Below are 15,133 nucleotides of genomic sequence, written 5' to 3'. Positions count from 1 at the left end.
GAAGTCAATATGACTTTGCTTTAGTACTATCGTATTACAGATTTAGACGCCAGTAAAGAGGAAAAGGTTCAACAACTTGGCTAGATAACTCTGGCGATGGTGTCGCAACATTAATTAATACTCCTAATGACACCGACAGAACTAAGTGGCTTGTATCGCTTCCTTTATATAATGATCACCCACTAAGCATTGAACTGAGCAACCCCTCGAAGCGAGAAAACCGAACCGATCTATGGAGTAATGTCTGGAAACCCAAAGTTTAGCAGGAATGGATAGGAATTGCATACCCACTTTGATTGGTCAAAGGAGGTGTTATGTAGAGAATGCAAAAAGCAAAGCCTCCTGCTAATGCAATCGTAGCCTAAACCGAGAATTTTTATATTCCCAACGTACCACCCTTGCTCAAGGCACAGGTTCGGCGGGACTCTCAAACTTTAGTGGCTTCCTCCCCGTTCCATAGCTCTCTGTACGGGTTTATTACTCGCCTGGGTCGCAGTTTTTTCCCAATCTGCCTGCTCTAACACCGCATCCAACACATCCGTAATGTTGCAACGTTGCTCAAAAGCAATGCGCCTCAAAATTTCGTGATGCTCTGGCTGTATGTATACTGGCTTTCTTTGTGTCTGTGCCATTTCCCGTATTTTTCAGTAAGTTGCGTTCAGCCCATTGTACCTTAGCTAAGGAAATAAGTTGACAATTAGCTAATTATCTAATTTAATAATTTTATAGACAACCAATACCCCCGCATTTTGGAAGTATCGAAAACAGAGCGATCGCATATTTTTAAAGTTTGTGATTTATTTACGGAAGAATAGAAAGTCAATGAAAAAAACGATAGTCTCTTTGTTTTCGGGCTGCGGCGGATTGGATATAGGCTTTCGTAAAGCCGACTTCAATGTCCTATGGGCAAATGAGTACGATAAAGATATTTGGTCAACCTACGAACACAATCATCCAGATACATTTCTCGAACGACGAGACATCAGAAAAATTGCTTCAGAAGAAATTCCCGATTGTATTGGAATCATTGGCGGTCCTCCATGCCAAAGCTGGAGTGAGGGGGGTACTCAGCGAGGGATTGATGACGATCGCGGAAGGCTGTTTTTAGAGTACGTGCGTATTTTAAAACACAAGCAACCTCTATTTTTCCTAGCAGAGAATGTCTCTGGAATGCTGCATAAAAAGCATGGCTCAGCACTACGAAACATCATTGCAGCCTTTGAAGAAGCTGGCTATGCTGTCTCCTTCAAGTTACTGAATGCTAAGTGCTATAACGTCCCACAGGACAGAAAGCGAGTCATTTTTATTGGCTATCACGTTGATTTGAATAAATGCTTTAATTTTGAATCGTTAGTGCCTGGTTCTGGGGTTCCTACTCTACGAGATGCCATTTGGGATTTACGCGATTCGGCAACTCCAGCCTTAGCAAATAATAAGACACGAGGGGAAGCTTGCCTTGTACCAAATCATGAATACATGGTTGGTGGGTTCTCTAGTATTTATATGTCGCGTAACCGAGTTCGTGCTTGGAATGAACCATCTTTTACTGTCCAAGCTGGTGGTCGTCATGCACCCATCCATCCCCAGGCAAACAAGATGATTCAGGTGGGAAAAGATCAATGGATATTTGACCCTAATTCATCAAAACCTTATCAGAGATTATCAGTGCGAGAGTGTGCCAGAATTCAGACATTTCCTGATGAATTTATTTTTTACTATGAAAGACTGGCTGATGGATATAAGATGATTGGTAATGCGGTGCCTGTAAACTTGAGCTATGCTTTAGCACAGGTAATACACAAAGATTTATTTGACTCCAATAAAGATGTAATAGAAAATGAACAATCCAGTAAGATTGTAGAGCCAGTACAGTTGAGTCTTGCTCTTTTTTAAGAGAATACTAGGCTACTGGCTTTTTTCAATCATTAAAAAATATACTGTTTTTCTATCCACTTCATCAACATCGTCTCTCCATCCAAGTCGTGGAGTTCCAACGACATCATTAAATACCCAAGGAAAATTCCCTGGCTTGCTTGAAAGACCTAAAGCCCTTTGATGTTCACTATTACTGGACTGCCCTACTCATTGCCTTCTAATAGCTATTTGAAAATTTTCTTTGTAGGTCTCGAAGTACTCATCAAACGAGTAAAAGAAAACCTCTGATATACTTATATTTATTGCTGGTGCTTCTAAGATAAACTCTGCTGGGTGAATTGATTTTCCTATATTGGGACTTCCTAGCATCATCAAATAATTCAAAAGCGTTTTAAAATCTTTTTCTGATAGAAATTCTTGCCAAGGGAGATTTCTATTTGGAAGAAGACCCTCATGGAATTTTTTAATCTCTCTATCTATCTGAGTTATTTTTGATTGAGGCTTAGTCAATCCTAGAGTTGAATATACTTCAAGGATATTTGCTCTCTGTAAACGATTAAAAGCAAACGATCCTCCGGCTTGTTTTACTGAAACCCCTGTGCTATTGAGATAAACATCTGCTTTTTTTCTAGAATCCGTAGTTAATATTTCTGATATGTCATCTAAAGATTGTGCTGAGCGATAGCCTGGTCGATTACTTAAAGGTATTCCTATTTCCACAAGTTGACCAATGTGCCTGAGACTTATACTTCCCATATTTGAGAAGAGAAATTCACATATCGCTTTTTCATTACCCGCCACACTTGCGCCTCCTAAAGGTTGTTGACGATTTTTTCAAGGAACACCTAAAACTCTTTGTATTATGTTATGACATTGCTCAAAGGCAATGTACCCCAGAATTTTATAATGCTCTGGCTGTATGTATACTGGCTTTCTTTGTGTCTGTGCCATTTTGCATGTTTTCCGTAACCGACTTTAGGTACATTATATCTTAGCTAAAAAGCTAGCTTGAAAATTAGCTAATTATCCAATTTAATAAAATGACTTGATGATTCTCTTGTTATTTCTGTGGTCTGAGGATTAAAAATGAAAAAACTATTTATAGATTTATTCTCAGGAGCCGGAGGACTTTCCTGCGGCTTAGAAATGTCTGGGTTCAAATGCTTGCTGGGGATCGATCAAGATAAGACGGCTATTGAAACTTTTAAATTAAATCACAAATATGCCAAAGCTATTGCTGGCGATATTAGAGAAATATCTACAGAATCTATAAAGGAGCTTATTGGAAATCAAAAGGTAAATCTTATTTGCGGCGGTCCTCCTTGCCAAGGATTTTCAACAATTGGTCAAAACAATAAAGAAGACGAAAGAAACTTCCTTTTCTGGGAGTTTGTCAGGTTTGTCGAAGCCTTCAAGCCAGATTATATTTTAATGGAAAATGTGACAGGTCTTCTTGCAAAAAAGAACGAGAATACCTTAAATACAATTATTAAATGTTTTACAAATTTAGGTTATACCATTGATGTTAAAGTTTTATCAGCACATCAGTATGGAGTACCGGAAAAGAGGAGAAGAACTATTTTCCTAGGAAATAAATTTGGTGTTGTTAACATCTATCCAGAGCAGTTGTTTAAGAATTCAGAAAACGAATGTACTAATTTACCTTTACCCAGAACTGTTGACTGGGCATTCAGAAACCTATGTGAAGTTAATGGTAGAGCTTTTAATCATGATCTAGACAGTGCCCAAATACCTAATGAGATAGAAAAGAAACGGCTCCAGTTTATCCCTGAAGGAAAAAGTGTTAGGTATGAAAAAGATGAGGTAGCGTACCTTCCTAAAGAATTATGGTTTGACGTAGATTGGGAAAAGCTTCATGAAGAAAGATTTAGAGAAGCAAAGCTAAACAGACTTAGCAGAAATAGTTGTTCTGGCACAATTAATACAAATCGTACAAGTTATTATCATCCAATCGAAAATCGTTATTTAACTGCTAGAGAAGCTGCAGCAATTCAATCTTTTCCTCCCGATTACATTTTCTGCGGAAGTCTTAATCAACAGTGGAGGCAAATTGGTAACGCAGTTCCACCTCTGTTAGCTAAAGCCATTGGGGAAGCAATACTTAAACTTGATCAGTGTAAAGATTTAATGGAAAAAACTCTTTCCATTCAAGATGTAAGTTCAGTTAGAGCTACGGCTTTTTCTTACAGAGAAAATGTAGATGAACATCAAACCATAAGAATCGCCTCGGTTATATCTCAGAGTAACCCTTAAGTTTTAGTGATAGTGATGCAAAGCAGACTCGTCAACTGTGTGTAATCCATGAAAATGCGATCGCGCCAAGTCACTCAAACTACGGTAGCTAAATGCGATCGCGTTTCTCTTGAGCAGCATTTATGCGATCGCGATGAGAACTAAGCTCAAGACTTGCTCAACGATCCCAAAGTGTGAAAACTAACTCCATCTAGGTATGACAGCCGTGTACTCAGGAGCATCACACCGTTGGCGAGGCAATAATAAAGACAGACTTCCTAACTACCTGCCTGCATGAGTTATTGTCTCAATCTTGGTTGCCCGGAACCTGAAAATCCAGATGATGTACACTCTTGCCAAAGTTGTGGCTTACCGTTGCTGCTAAAAGAGCGTTATCGAGCGATTGAACCAATTGGTCAAGGTGGCTTTGGCAAAACCTTCTTGGCAGTGGATGAGGATATGCCGTCGAAGCGGCAGTGCGTGATTAAGCAATTCTTTAACCAAAGTGGTCTAAATGCTCAGAAAGCCAAAGAATTATTTGTTCAAGAAGCAGTGCAACTGGAGAAGCTTGGCAAACAACATCTTCAAATTCCTGAACTGTTCGCCCACGTTGAGCTAGGCATTGGTCTGTTCTTGGTGCAAGAGTTTATCGACGGACAGAATTTGCTTCAGGAACTGAAACAGGAAGGCGCCTTTGACGAAGCCAAGATTCGGCACTTGCTCAATGACTTGCTGCCTGTGCTTAGGTTTATCCACAGCCAGCAGGTTATTCACCGGGACATTAAGCCTGCCAATATCATTCGTCGCCAGGTTGATGGCAAACTTTTCTTAGTGGATTTTGGTGTTTCTAAATTTGCCACTGAGACTGCCTTGGCAAGAACTGGAACTGTGATAGGCACTCAAGGATACGCAGCACCCGAACAAAGCGAAGGCAAAGCTTACTTTTCTAGCGATCTCTTCGGTTTAGGTGCAACCTGCTTTCATCTGCTGACTAACACTCACCCCTCTAAGGTATTTTCCCAATATTGTGATTGGGAAAAATATCTCAGGATTAATCTGAACAAGAGCGGTATAGGCGATACACTGAGGCGTGTGCTAACCAAGCTATTGCAACCAGATATCAGTCAGCGCTACCAATCAGCAGAGGAAGTTCTTAAAGCTTTGGTTATCCAGCAGACAGAAGCACCCCCTGCTCATCTGAGTTCAGCATTAGGGATAGATTTCAGCAGATTAAGGGATCTATTTGCAGCTAATAACTGGAGAGAGGCTAATGAAGAAACTATATCTGTAATGCTCCAGATAGCTGGTCAAGAAGAGGAGGGCTGCCTGGAACTCGAAAACATTGAAAGATTCCCCTGTATCTACCTTCGCACCATTGACCAGCTCTGGGTTAAATACAGCGCTGAACGCTTTGGTTTTAGCGTACAGAAGCGCATCTGGCAGAGCGTTGGTGGTACGAATACTCATGACGCAGAAGCAGAATGCCGTTTTGGTGAGGGTGTCGGATGGCTTAGAGGCGGGTTTTGGTTGTTTACTTCAATGAACTCTCGTCCTACCCTTGAAGCTCCGGAGGGGTACTTCCCAGATTGGTGGATGGTATCGGGTTGGAGTATGCAGTATTTTGGGGAAGATTGGCGGAGTTTTCGCCTCTTCTCTCGCATCGAGACTTGTGGATTATAGTCTCTAAGCCTTAAAGGCTGTTTTTAAAGTAAGATAGTGTCTCACTCTTGTAGAAGGCAGGTTGGAACTTGAGAAATCTCAGGTTTAGCCTTGAAGCGGTGAAATTCTTGCATAGGAAAGCTTTGACAGTCGCTTAACATTTGTTTAGAAATAGTCTCTTAGCCTACTGCAAACTCTGTAAATTGCCTTTTGAAGGGTGAATGAAACGCTAAGACAATATCGCTTTTAGGAACCCCTAGCTCTACTAATTGATTAGCAATACCAATCTCAGTGCCATCGTGCTGTATCCAGATTTTGCCATCTTTGATATCTAGATGCAACACACAACCATATACTCGTCTTTTGTTATTCCAGCCAGCATGAACTAATTGATAATGGTCATGTTCACTATCAAAGATGGTTTGGGATTCAACATCTTCAGACGCTGACTTATAGCTAGCGTATTCTCTCAGTAAGTTTTGAATATGTTGGCGATATTCGTCTACTTCTCCCATTGGACAATCACCTCAGTCTCAGGTTCATAAACGATTAGCTTGAGTTGATGATGCTGGATTGCCATTTGGGTAAAGGGAAGAGTAAAGAAAGTATCGTAAGCATCCACAGTAATAGCTAGATATAAAATCCGCTCTGGATCTTGTCTTTCCAAGACTAAACGATAATTCAAAAACTGTCCCAGAGCCAAATGAAACTCAGAAATGGCAGATGGTGCTAGAAAACTCTTAATCTCAACGGCTATCTTTTGTCCGTCTTTCTCAGCAGCGATAACTTTTTCTGCACCTAAATCTATATAGATGTTAATGCCGCCAAAGCGAATGAACAACGGGTCATCAGTAATTAGCCACCCTTCTTTTTGAAGGGCGTTCTTTACAGCGTTGTGAAAGACATCTTTAGCAGACATTGCCTATAGCCTCAAAACCCCAAATCAGCTTTAGCAGCTTCGGCAGCAGCGAATACTTCTTCATCACTCATTTCATCCCAAGCTGTATCACCAATTTCGGCATAGAATTTTTCGTCATAAGGACGAGTCCGCACCACGACTGGCATCGGGACGGCGTGACCTAGAATTAAGGCTTGTTGCTTGGAGTCGAGTTTGGCAAGTACCGATCGCAAACTTTGCCCCCCAGATACCCCTGTAAAGATTGCCTCAATATCTTTGTCATCATTCAGCAAGGCTGTAATACGGGTACCAATCTGGGACATCACTTCGTTGTCAATCCCAGAAGGACGCTGATCGACTACCAGTAGGGTGACAAAGTATTTACGCATCTCACGGGCAATGATCCCAAAGATTGTTTGACGAACTGTAGCGGGATCGAGGAAACGGTGTGCTTCTTCGATGGTAATGACGAGTGGGCGGGGGCGATCAATTGGATTTTTCGACTGCAAGAACTTCTCTGCCTTGCGTACATAGCTGCCATGAATGCGGCGAGTCATCACGTTCGTTGCCAACATATAGGACAGCATATTGGACTGGGAACCGAATTCCACCACCACATGCTTACCCGCTTCTAGGGATTGCAAAATCTGATCGACATAGTTATGTGGACAAGCGCTACGCATATATTTCAACTCATCCAAGCGCAGCAGTTTGCGCTGCAATGCCATGATTGAGGATTTGTTGCCTCGCTTCTCGTCGCAAAACATCTGAATTTCTTCATTGGTCATATTGAGCAACTGAGTAATCCAGGATTTGCCAAACTCGTTACGGAGAATGATCGCATTTTCCAAACTTGCCTCAGAAAGGTTTAACTCTTGACGCACCAACATGATGTCTTCGACTTCAATTTGGTCGTAGCTGAGATAAAGTTCATGGGCATCACGTATCCCCCGACGTTTGGTTGATTCGGGATCGAGGGTGTAAACCTGCACCTGGCTGGGAAATAGCTGGCGCAAGCCTTTTACCGTGCTGAATTGTTTGCCCTCCGAGACGGCTTCCCAGCCATATTCCGAGTGCATATCAAAAATTAGGTTAACTGCCGCTTGCTTGCGGATAATTCCCGATAGTAGTAACCGAGTCAGGAAAGATTTTCCCGTGCCAGATTTGCCGAAGACACCATTACTGCGTTCGATGAATCGATCTAAATCGATGCATACGGGAACGTCCATGTCAAGGGGCTGACCAATGGCAAAATTCCGCCGAGTCGGGTCATCTTCCCAACCAAAGACAGCACGAAAATCGCGATCGCTTGCGTCATATACCTGAGAGAAGTGGCTAGGAATTGTTTTCACTGGCAACAATTCCATACTCTCGCTACTTTGGGCTTGAAAGGAGCCAAGTGAAGTGTTTCCATTAAGGACAATGGCTGACTTCCCATTGCTCAACTCTTGTGGCGTAAACATCAGCATTGGCGTGAGATTAACTGTCCCAAACGTGCCACTACCAGCCAAAACTTCTCGTAAAAAGTCATCGTCAGCGCTGGGAGGGTTGGCAAGAATTCGTTGGCTGGATGTTCCTAGAGTGACATCAGTGAGCATACAGAAAAAGCGCGATCGCACGCCTTGGACTACCAAAAATTTGCCAACTCGCATCTCTTCCACAGAGACATCAGGGTGCAAACGCACTTCCAATCCTGCGGAAAGAGAACCTTGAATAACTGAGCCTAATGGCTGATCTAAATTCATCGCGGCAACTGTTCTAATGCTAGAAAGCATATCTCAGGTTTAACTTACTTATCTCGTATTCTTGCCCTGTCAAATGCAACTGACAGCTCTTTTTTTATTCCCCAACCGTCAGTTACCTTCAAAACACAAAGGAAACTAATCATACCTGCTAATAGTACATAAGTACCATTATTTTGCATCTAGTGGCATCTATAGCAGTCGCCAAGACGACTCTTGACTCTCGCTTTCATACTGAAACCAAGTCCCGTCAATATGCATCCCCTCTACCGTCTGCCTTTTGTCATACTGCATCATTAATTAATTTCAGGACTTACGCAGAAAATCTAGTAGCAGGGTGCGTTAAAAAACACACCCTGCTACAGCTAGCGTTTAGCCTTTGATGAATAATTTTGCGTAAGTCCTAAACCGACTCTAATCAATTTCAATTGATGTCGGTGCAGAACCACTACTTGGTGTGGTAGTAGAAGCTGTCAATGGCTTACGGTAATCAGCATAGATGCGATCGCGCCAATCGAAAAATGTTTCGTAAAGAGTGCTATCGGCTAAACCAGGAATTCCCTTACCTTTAAGGGCTTCTGGCAAATCCAGGTAGGGGCCCGCAGGAAACTTGAGTAGCATACTTAAGCCTGCTACCGCAAAATCAGCAAGGCAAGGGGTATCTGAAACCAGATAGGGACGATCTAAAAGCAGCAGACTCAAGGCTTCTAAATCTTGCTTCAGACCATCTTTTGCTTCTTTTATCGCCTCTCCACCAAACCCAACACCAGTACCCAAGAGGTCAAGAAGTTCTGGAGGAACAGCACCTACGACAGTCTTGAGGAAATCAGGCGCGGTATTGGGTAAAACTGAGGTGCGGAAGCTTGGATTTTGGCTTAATGCGCCAAACAACACCTTACGACTTTTAAGACCAATCGATTCATCTGCCCATTCTTCCATGAGCAAGCATAAGCCACGTTCTTTAGGATCTGTTGGGATTAAGGGTTTGTCTGGGTACTTGCGATCCAAATACATTGCGATCGCGGTGGAGTCACTAATCACTGTACTTCCATCTTTGAGGACTGGTACTCGCCGTTGACCAGACAGTCGGAAGAGATCTAGCTGTCCTACTCCTGGGGTGACTTCAATTTTGCGATAAGCTAGCCCCTTGTAATCCAGGATTAGCCGTATTTTTTCAGAGTATTGCGACAGTTCAAATTGGTACAATTCCAACATCTTACATCTCCTCGCCGTTTACTTGGGAAACACTGTTAATTTAACGTTTCCAGGTTGCTACTTGTTACCTTCTGATTCCTGAGTAGGGTTTTGCCCATTCTACTCAAGAGACTGATTTAAGTTGATCATTAAATTTGCTAACTAACTTATGCACACTCAACAAAATTTCAGGTATTTCTAAATCTTAAAAATTAAATTCATGGAAAATCCCCCATTGAAGAGATGGGGGAAAATACTTGAGCGATCAATTTAGGAAAGCTTTTGAAGCTGTTTAGGCGGCGCGTCTGGTTACTAAGCCCCAAATGAAGATAAGGATCAGGGCACCAATGACAGCAAAGAGGATACCAGGAATACTGAAAGCTCCTGATGTACTGATCCCTAGTAACGTGCTACCTAGCCAACCTCCAACTAGAGAACCTAAAATCCCTAAACCAATTGTTGCGAAGATACCGCCGCCTTGATTTCCTGGGTAAATAGCTTTAGCGATCGCACCAGCAATTAGACCTAAAATAACCCAAGCAATGATGTTCATTTGGTTCTCTCCTTAACTTAGTTGATTAACGTTTTTTTCTCGTTTATGTTTAGAACAAAGCTTTTTGAGTGATTTATGCAGCTCGTCTGGTTACTAAGCCCCAGATGAAGATAACGAGCATTGCACCTAGAACCGCAAAGATAATACCAGGTATCGATAAGGCTCCGGCTGAAGCGGCTGATGCTCCTCCTATACCTAGAGCGCTACCCAGCCAACCACCAAGTAAGGCACCGACAATACCAAGAGCCATCGTGGCAAGGATACCGCCACCTTGGTTACCGGGATAAATGGCTTTGGCGATCGCACCTGCAATTAAACCTAAAATAATCCAAGCAATAATACCCATATCTTCTTCTTCCTTTTTATCAACGTTTTCTTTTCTCTTTATGCACCTAGAATATCAACGTTAAGAAGCTAGGCACCTCTATCAGAGGGAATAATCGAAAGGTAGAGAAATATTAGGTAGTTTTAAATCTTTTCTTACTAAAGAGGCAGAAGTTAATGAGCATTCGCTGCTCAATCAATCATTTAATCTTAATACTTTAGTACTATTGAGGCTTTATTTAAGAGGAAAAACTATTTCCTAATAATGCAAAATAAGGCAGTTCTGCACTTTGGTTCAGCTATTCCCCTTAAAAATCAAGAATATTGTCCCAGTCAGGATTACTAGACTTAAGCAACATCATGCTGTTACAAGATATTTTGTAAAGTGTGACTGGAGTTTATTTTAAGAGACCCGATGCAAGAGTTCTAAGTTGATCGGTTCTCCAGGTTGAGGGTCAATTACCTGGGTTTGCAGGTTGTGTAGAGCCAGTTGCGATCGCAATTCATCCACACTCCCAACAGTACGCAGCAAAGAATTCACTAATCCTTCATACTTCACATCACCACCCGCTGCCGTTGGAAGAAATACTTGTGGTTCCAGCCATTGAGCGAGCTGCAAAGCCGTTTTACTGCCCTTAATGATTGCTCCAGCTAGCGGCAACTCTAAACTCACCACAGGACTAATGACAACATCCACAGGTGCATATTTTTTTAACTCAGCCGGAGGAAAACCATGTGGTTCGTAATAGAGCGTTGTCGCGCTATCCAAATGCTTCAGGAGATAGCTGTTTTCTACCTGTAGTCCAATCGGTGCTCCTGGTAACGCTCGAATTTCAATTTGATTAGCTAGAGTGAATGTCTGACCAGGGCTAAGACTCGTTACTTGGGTATAGCCTAACTGTTCCACTACCTTAGCCGCGCTGGGAGAAGCAACAACAGGGATTGTCCGGTTTAGTTGCTCTAATGTGGGTCGGTGAGCATGGTCTTCTAAACCTTGAGAGAGAATAATCAAGTCAATCTTATCGGGTAGAGAAGCTAGTGGTTGCGATCGCTCACCTTTAAACAACCAACCCAAATTGCCAAAAACCAACGAACCAACTAGCCAAGGGTCAATCAGTATCCGTTGCAACCCCAGTTCAACTAGCCAGCTATTTGCTCCGAAATAAGTTAGGTGCATGGACGTTTAATTATTAGATTTATTATTAAAAATTGTAAAAGAACTGATTAATAATTTTAGTTTAGGCAGACATCTATGACGAAACAGCTAGTGCTAATGGATCACGATGGCGGTGTAGATGATTATCTAGCCCTACTGCTGCTGCTGACGATGGAACACATCCAGCCGATTGGTCTTGTTGTTACTCCTGCCGATTGCTACATCCAACCTGCTGTAAGCGTCACACGCAAGATTTTGGATTTGGTCGGGCGTTCAGACATCCCCGTTGCAGAGAGTACCGTGCGGGGTATCAATCCTTTTCCCACCCTCTACCGCCGCGATTCCTTTGTCGTTGATCATCTCCCCATCCTTAACGAACCCGAAGAGATTCAGACACCTGTGTTGACCCAATCCGGTCAAGAATTCATGGTGCGCGTACTACTTGAGGCACCTGAACCAGTAACATTACTCGTGACAGGTCCCTTGACAACCGTAGCGTCTGCCCTTGATCTAGCCAAGGGGATCGAAGCCAAAATCAAACAGATTATTTGGATGGGTGGTGCGATTAATGTTCCTGGCAACATTGCTCCAGACATCGAGCCAGGTCAGGATGGTTCAGCAGAATGGAATGTTTACTGGGACCCTGTTGCTGCTTATCGGGTGTGGCAGACACAGATTCCAATTGTGCTGTGTCCCTTGGATATCACCAACACGGTGCCAGTAACAACAGAATTTGTCCGTCAACTAACAAAACAACGTCGATATCCTCTCTCAGATTTCGCAGGGCAATGTTATGCACTCGTGACAACGCAAGATTATTACTTCTGGGATGTTCTGGCTACCGCCTATTTAGCTCATCCAGAGTTTTATGAACTACGCGATTGGGAAACCGTAATTGTGACAAGCGGCAAGAGTCAGGGACAAACCAAAGTTAAGTCTGGCGGTAGAGTAATTCAAGCGATGAATAAGGTAAAGAAGGAACAATACTATGCCTACATCTTGCAACAATGGGCACGCTAATCAATGAATGTACAGCTTTTGGGACTCTACACTCTTGTGACAGAGCAGAAGGCATTTTGGTCAAATCGCTCAGGAGAATTCTGAGAAATCTTTAGTTATTTTAATATTCGTAAATCTTTTTACTTAGAAATAAGTAAAATAGGTAAAAGTACTAATATGCTATCGTTTCTTTTCATACAGGGTCATCCAGCCAAGCCAAAGCAGATCCCCTTCTAGGGAAGACATCTAACACAAGCGCATTTTACCTAGTTCCTAACCTATATCCCTAAGAACTAGAACCAATTTATCTACAGTTATCTATAAAGGAAGCGACATCACCCGCCCCGCTTTCCTCCCATATTCCCTATAAGAAACTGGGTTTCTAGCGGGATGTTTTATATGACTCACCAATTAGCATCCGCCGTGTCCGCATCTCACTCTCCTGAGATTTCAGCCCGTCAGTCGTCAAAATCAAACGTGCATTCTCTTGCTGCTCTTTGGGCACGGAAATATTATGTTTCCGTTACAGGTATGGAGGAGCAGCCATCGATTGAAAAAGATGAAAATCTCAAAGAGGTTACATCTAAAGAAGGTCGAGAGCGCACGTCTGATAAGCTGAGGCAAAACTTAACGTTGGCTAGCGCTCAAGCTTGGTCTTTGACGGAAACGTTGCTCTCAGAAGAGATTCGTCGTCACGGTATTGACCCAAACTTGATCAATCCCTTACAGATTGCTGCAGATACCCGTCACCTATTTCAAAAAGCTTTGGCGGCTTATTCAGAACACACAACACCAAGACGCTTGTCTGTGGTTGTGAGTAAAGACTTTGGTCAGGTACGGCAAAAATATACAAGTGTTGACCGCCGTGCAATTGGCTTCGTCAGTATGCAGTTCCACTACACAGGTCAGATGTTGCTGAAGTGGCTTTCCCCCGCAGAACAAGCGCTGTGGATACCTTACTTGAAGGTGATGGATGACCACATGTATATGCCACTACAGGCGGCATACGAAGCTGCTGCGAACCATTCCTTTGATTCTCCAGCGCTAAGTGCCGTTCAGCATCTTCTACCTGTTAGTAGCAAAATTGCTGTCTCGGTTTGTCAACAGATATGCCGTCAACATCCCAAATACGCAAGTTACAGTGGTCCTCTAAATAGCATCACCGTCAAGACAGCTAGCATTCGGGATGTTGAGATGTTTCAGGTTTATCTGTGCCTATGCGTGTTAGAGGATGATATTCACTCGGTGCAGCGAGAACTCTTTCCCTTATGCGTGATGCTATATCCTCGTCTGCGCGTGAGCTGGAGATTAGTGCAAGACATGATAAAAACTCTAGGTTGGGATATGCATGATCGTCTATCTCCAGACGATATGGCAGCCTTTATACCTTATCTGCGTACCTTGACAGAGATGTTTTCTAGTGATGTGTTCAAATAGGCTCAAGTCGCATCAATCCCATATTCCGCCCTTCCAACTGTCACAGTCGATAATTTTGATAAGTAGAGGTCAAACGTAGCAGAAATTGAAGGGGTGCATTGTGGTGTCATCGGAAATTCGCGTTCAAACTTTAAACCACCTTGGAGTTAGGAAAACAAAAAAGCTGATGGCTGATAGCTGACAGCTTTCTGCTTCTATTAATTTGGCGAAGGAAGAGGACAGTTTTGTCTACAATAAACTTCAACAAAGCCGATAGATGCTGGTTTTTGGAAGTCTTTTGTTTCCTTTAATTCTGCTGTGGAGGAGGGATAATTTCCGGCAAATTGCTGTCCTTTCGGTGCCGCAACCCGAAAGGCGATCGCTTCTGAAGGGTCTTTGGCAAACTTGACGTATTCTCTCGACTCATTAACAGTGCTGTACGATAAGGTTGCCTCTCCGTAAACTGCCTCAGCTTGTGTGATTGGTGTTCCAGAACCAATGCCTTGAGCAGTTCGGTAGTTAGGATTATCTGTGACTAGCGCTTCAATGATATCGGAGTCACTTAAAGGTACTCCGGCTGGGTAAAGAATGTAATATTGCGCTTGCCCGGATTGGACAATAGCGATCGCATCAAAATCAACAATAAAGGGTGACTTTACCTGAAACTGCGCCTTCGTCCCCAATCGCTTTTTGAGTTCCCCGAACGTCATCCCTACCTTCGCTTCACCAATTCCCTCTGCTGAAATAAGCTTGGTTTGATTAGGTGCAGTTGAATTAGGGGCTGCTGCTGTTGTGCCCTGAGGCCTGTTGCTGCTAGTAGGGGCAGTCGCTACTGTTGGACTCTCAACTGGGGAAGAATTGGTAGTTTGGGGTGTAGTGGTAGTGACGGGTGGAGGAGATGTCTCTGGAGTTTGCGTTGAAGGACTCTTTGCCTCACCACAACCCACAAGCAAGAGCAACGCACTAATTGTAAGTTTGATTTTAAGTTGACTCATCATTGGTTTTCTTCTCCCAATTCCCAATTCCCAATTCCCAATTCCCAATTCCCAATTCCCAATTCCCAA

General features: G+C 42.9%; 15 protein-coding genes. 5 read left to right on the top strand and 10 right to left on the bottom strand.

Annotated elements, in window-relative coordinates; translation table 11 throughout:
- Nucleotides 1–434 precede the first annotated feature (434 nt).
- Entirely contained in the window at nt 435–632 is a 198-nt protein-coding gene (locus AC5JL3_RS00615) for a hypothetical protein (RefSeq protein ID WP_192217340.1), read from the bottom strand.
- A 190-nt stretch (nt 633–822) separates the two neighbouring features.
- Here AC5JL3_RS00615 and AC5JL3_RS00610 point away from each other — a divergent pair, with 190 nt between their 5' ends.
- Entirely contained in the window at nt 823–1,893 is a 1,071-nt protein-coding gene (locus AC5JL3_RS00610; protein ID WP_496072645.1) for a DNA cytosine methyltransferase, read from the top strand.
- 189 nt (nt 1,894–2,082) lie between these two features.
- Here AC5JL3_RS00610 and AC5JL3_RS00605 read toward each other — a convergent pair whose 3' ends face one another.
- A complete protein-coding gene (locus AC5JL3_RS00605) occupies nt 2,083–2,676 on the bottom strand; it encodes a hypothetical protein (RefSeq protein ID WP_496072644.1) in 594 nt (197 codons plus the stop codon).
- Nucleotides 2,677–2,961: 285 nt separating this feature from the next.
- Between AC5JL3_RS00605 and AC5JL3_RS00600 the strand changes: the two genes are divergently transcribed.
- Complete coding sequence (locus tag AC5JL3_RS00600) at nt 2,962–4,149, top strand: DNA cytosine methyltransferase (protein ID WP_496072643.1); 1,188 nt, start codon at nt 2,962–2,964, stop codon at nt 4,147–4,149.
- A gap of 273 nt (nt 4,150–4,422) precedes the next feature.
- Complete coding sequence (locus AC5JL3_RS00595) at nt 4,423–5,808, top strand: protein kinase domain-containing protein (protein WP_496072642.1); 1,386 nt, start codon at nt 4,423–4,425, stop codon at nt 5,806–5,808.
- Between the two features lie 158 nt (nt 5,809–5,966).
- On the opposite strand, the gene AC5JL3_RS00590 is transcribed toward AC5JL3_RS00595, so the two are convergent.
- The 7 genes from AC5JL3_RS00590 to AC5JL3_RS00560 form a co-directional block, all read right to left on the bottom strand.
- Nucleotides 5,967–6,302: a XisI protein gene (locus AC5JL3_RS00590; RefSeq protein WP_496072641.1), complete on the bottom strand. Its 336-nt coding sequence runs from the start codon at nt 6,300–6,302 to the stop codon at nt 5,967–5,969.
- Entirely contained in the window at nt 6,290–6,706 is a 417-nt protein-coding gene (locus tag AC5JL3_RS00585) for a XisH family protein (RefSeq protein ID WP_496072640.1), read from the bottom strand. The genes AC5JL3_RS00590 and AC5JL3_RS00585 overlap by 13 nt, the downstream gene beginning before the upstream one ends.
- Before the next feature lie 11 nt (nt 6,707–6,717).
- On the bottom strand, nt 6,718–8,430 hold the full coding sequence (locus AC5JL3_RS00580) for a helicase HerA domain-containing protein (RefSeq protein WP_496072741.1): 1,713 nt from the start codon (nt 8,428–8,430) through the stop codon (nt 6,718–6,720).
- A 411-nt stretch (nt 8,431–8,841) separates the two neighbouring features.
- A complete protein-coding gene (locus AC5JL3_RS00575) occupies nt 8,842–9,642 on the bottom strand; it encodes a glutathione S-transferase family protein (RefSeq protein ID WP_496072639.1) in 801 nt (266 codons plus the stop codon).
- A 271-nt stretch (nt 9,643–9,913) separates the two neighbouring features.
- Nucleotides 9,914–10,174, bottom strand: coding sequence for a GlsB/YeaQ/YmgE family stress response membrane protein (locus AC5JL3_RS00570; RefSeq protein WP_496072638.1), 261 nt, complete (start codon nt 10,172–10,174; stop codon nt 9,914–9,916).
- Nucleotides 10,175–10,247: 73 nt separating this feature from the next.
- On the bottom strand, nt 10,248–10,520 hold the full coding sequence (locus AC5JL3_RS00565; protein WP_496072637.1) for a GlsB/YeaQ/YmgE family stress response membrane protein: 273 nt from the start codon (nt 10,518–10,520) through the stop codon (nt 10,248–10,250).
- A gap of 381 nt (nt 10,521–10,901) precedes the next feature.
- Nucleotides 10,902–11,675, bottom strand: coding sequence for an MBL fold metallo-hydrolase (locus tag AC5JL3_RS00560; protein ID WP_496072636.1), 774 nt, complete (start codon nt 11,673–11,675; stop codon nt 10,902–10,904).
- A gap of 75 nt (nt 11,676–11,750) precedes the next feature.
- On the opposite strand from AC5JL3_RS00560, the gene AC5JL3_RS00555 reads away from it, so the two are divergent.
- On the top strand, nt 11,751–12,674 hold the full coding sequence (locus AC5JL3_RS00555) for a nucleoside hydrolase (RefSeq protein ID WP_496072635.1): 924 nt from the start codon (nt 11,751–11,753) through the stop codon (nt 12,672–12,674).
- A 378-nt stretch (nt 12,675–13,052) separates the two neighbouring features.
- Complete coding sequence (locus tag AC5JL3_RS00550) at nt 13,053–14,090, top strand: hypothetical protein (protein ID WP_496072634.1); 1,038 nt, start codon at nt 13,053–13,055, stop codon at nt 14,088–14,090.
- Between the two features lie 197 nt (nt 14,091–14,287).
- Here the strand turns inward: AC5JL3_RS00550 and AC5JL3_RS00545 are convergent.
- Nucleotides 14,288–15,133 (bottom strand): hypothetical protein (locus AC5JL3_RS00545; RefSeq protein WP_496072633.1); only part of this gene is annotated, 846 nt, incomplete at its 5' end.

The organism is Symplocastrum torsivum (genome assembly GCF_059505465.1).
This window is presented reverse-complemented; position numbering and strand designations above follow the sequence as displayed.

What these genes read in the sequence shown, in the direction of transcription:
- AC5JL3_RS00570 (WP_496072638.1), bottom strand. Translation starts at nt 10,174, where the DNA reads ATGAACATCATTGCTTGGGTTATTTTAGGTCTAATTGCTGGTGCGATC.
- AC5JL3_RS00550 (WP_496072634.1), top strand. Translation starts at nt 13,053, where the DNA reads ATGACTCACCAATTAGCATCCGCCGTGTCCGCATCTCACTCTCCTGAG.
- AC5JL3_RS00610 (WP_496072645.1), top strand. Translation starts at nt 823, where the DNA reads ATGAAAAAAACGATAGTCTCTTTGTTTTCGGGCTGCGGCGGATTGGAT.
- AC5JL3_RS00590 (WP_496072641.1), bottom strand. Translation starts at nt 6,302, where the DNA reads ATGGGAGAAGTAGACGAATATCGCCAACATATTCAAAACTTACTGAGA.
- AC5JL3_RS00575 (WP_496072639.1), bottom strand. Translation starts at nt 9,642, where the DNA reads ATGTTGGAATTGTACCAATTTGAACTGTCGCAATACTCTGAAAAAATA.
- AC5JL3_RS00600 (WP_496072643.1), top strand. Translation starts at nt 2,962, where the DNA reads ATGAAAAAACTATTTATAGATTTATTCTCAGGAGCCGGAGGACTTTCC.
- AC5JL3_RS00585 (WP_496072640.1), bottom strand. Translation starts at nt 6,706, where the DNA reads ATGTCTGCTAAAGATGTCTTTCACAACGCTGTAAAGAACGCCCTTCAA.
- AC5JL3_RS00615 (WP_192217340.1), bottom strand. Translation starts at nt 632, where the DNA reads ATGGCACAGACACAAAGAAAGCCAGTATACATACAGCCAGAGCATCAC.
- AC5JL3_RS00595 (WP_496072642.1), top strand. Translation starts at nt 4,423, where the DNA reads ATGAGTTATTGTCTCAATCTTGGTTGCCCGGAACCTGAAAATCCAGAT.
- AC5JL3_RS00565 (WP_496072637.1), bottom strand. Translation starts at nt 10,520, where the DNA reads ATGGGTATTATTGCTTGGATTATTTTAGGTTTAATTGCAGGTGCGATC.
- AC5JL3_RS00580 (WP_496072741.1), bottom strand. Translation starts at nt 8,430, where the DNA reads ATGAATTTAGATCAGCCATTAGGCTCAGTTATTCAAGGTTCTCTTTCC.
- AC5JL3_RS00555 (WP_496072635.1), top strand. Translation starts at nt 11,751, where the DNA reads ATGACGAAACAGCTAGTGCTAATGGATCACGATGGCGGTGTAGATGAT.
- AC5JL3_RS00560 (WP_496072636.1), bottom strand. Translation starts at nt 11,675, where the DNA reads ATGCACCTAACTTATTTCGGAGCAAATAGCTGGCTAGTTGAACTGGGG.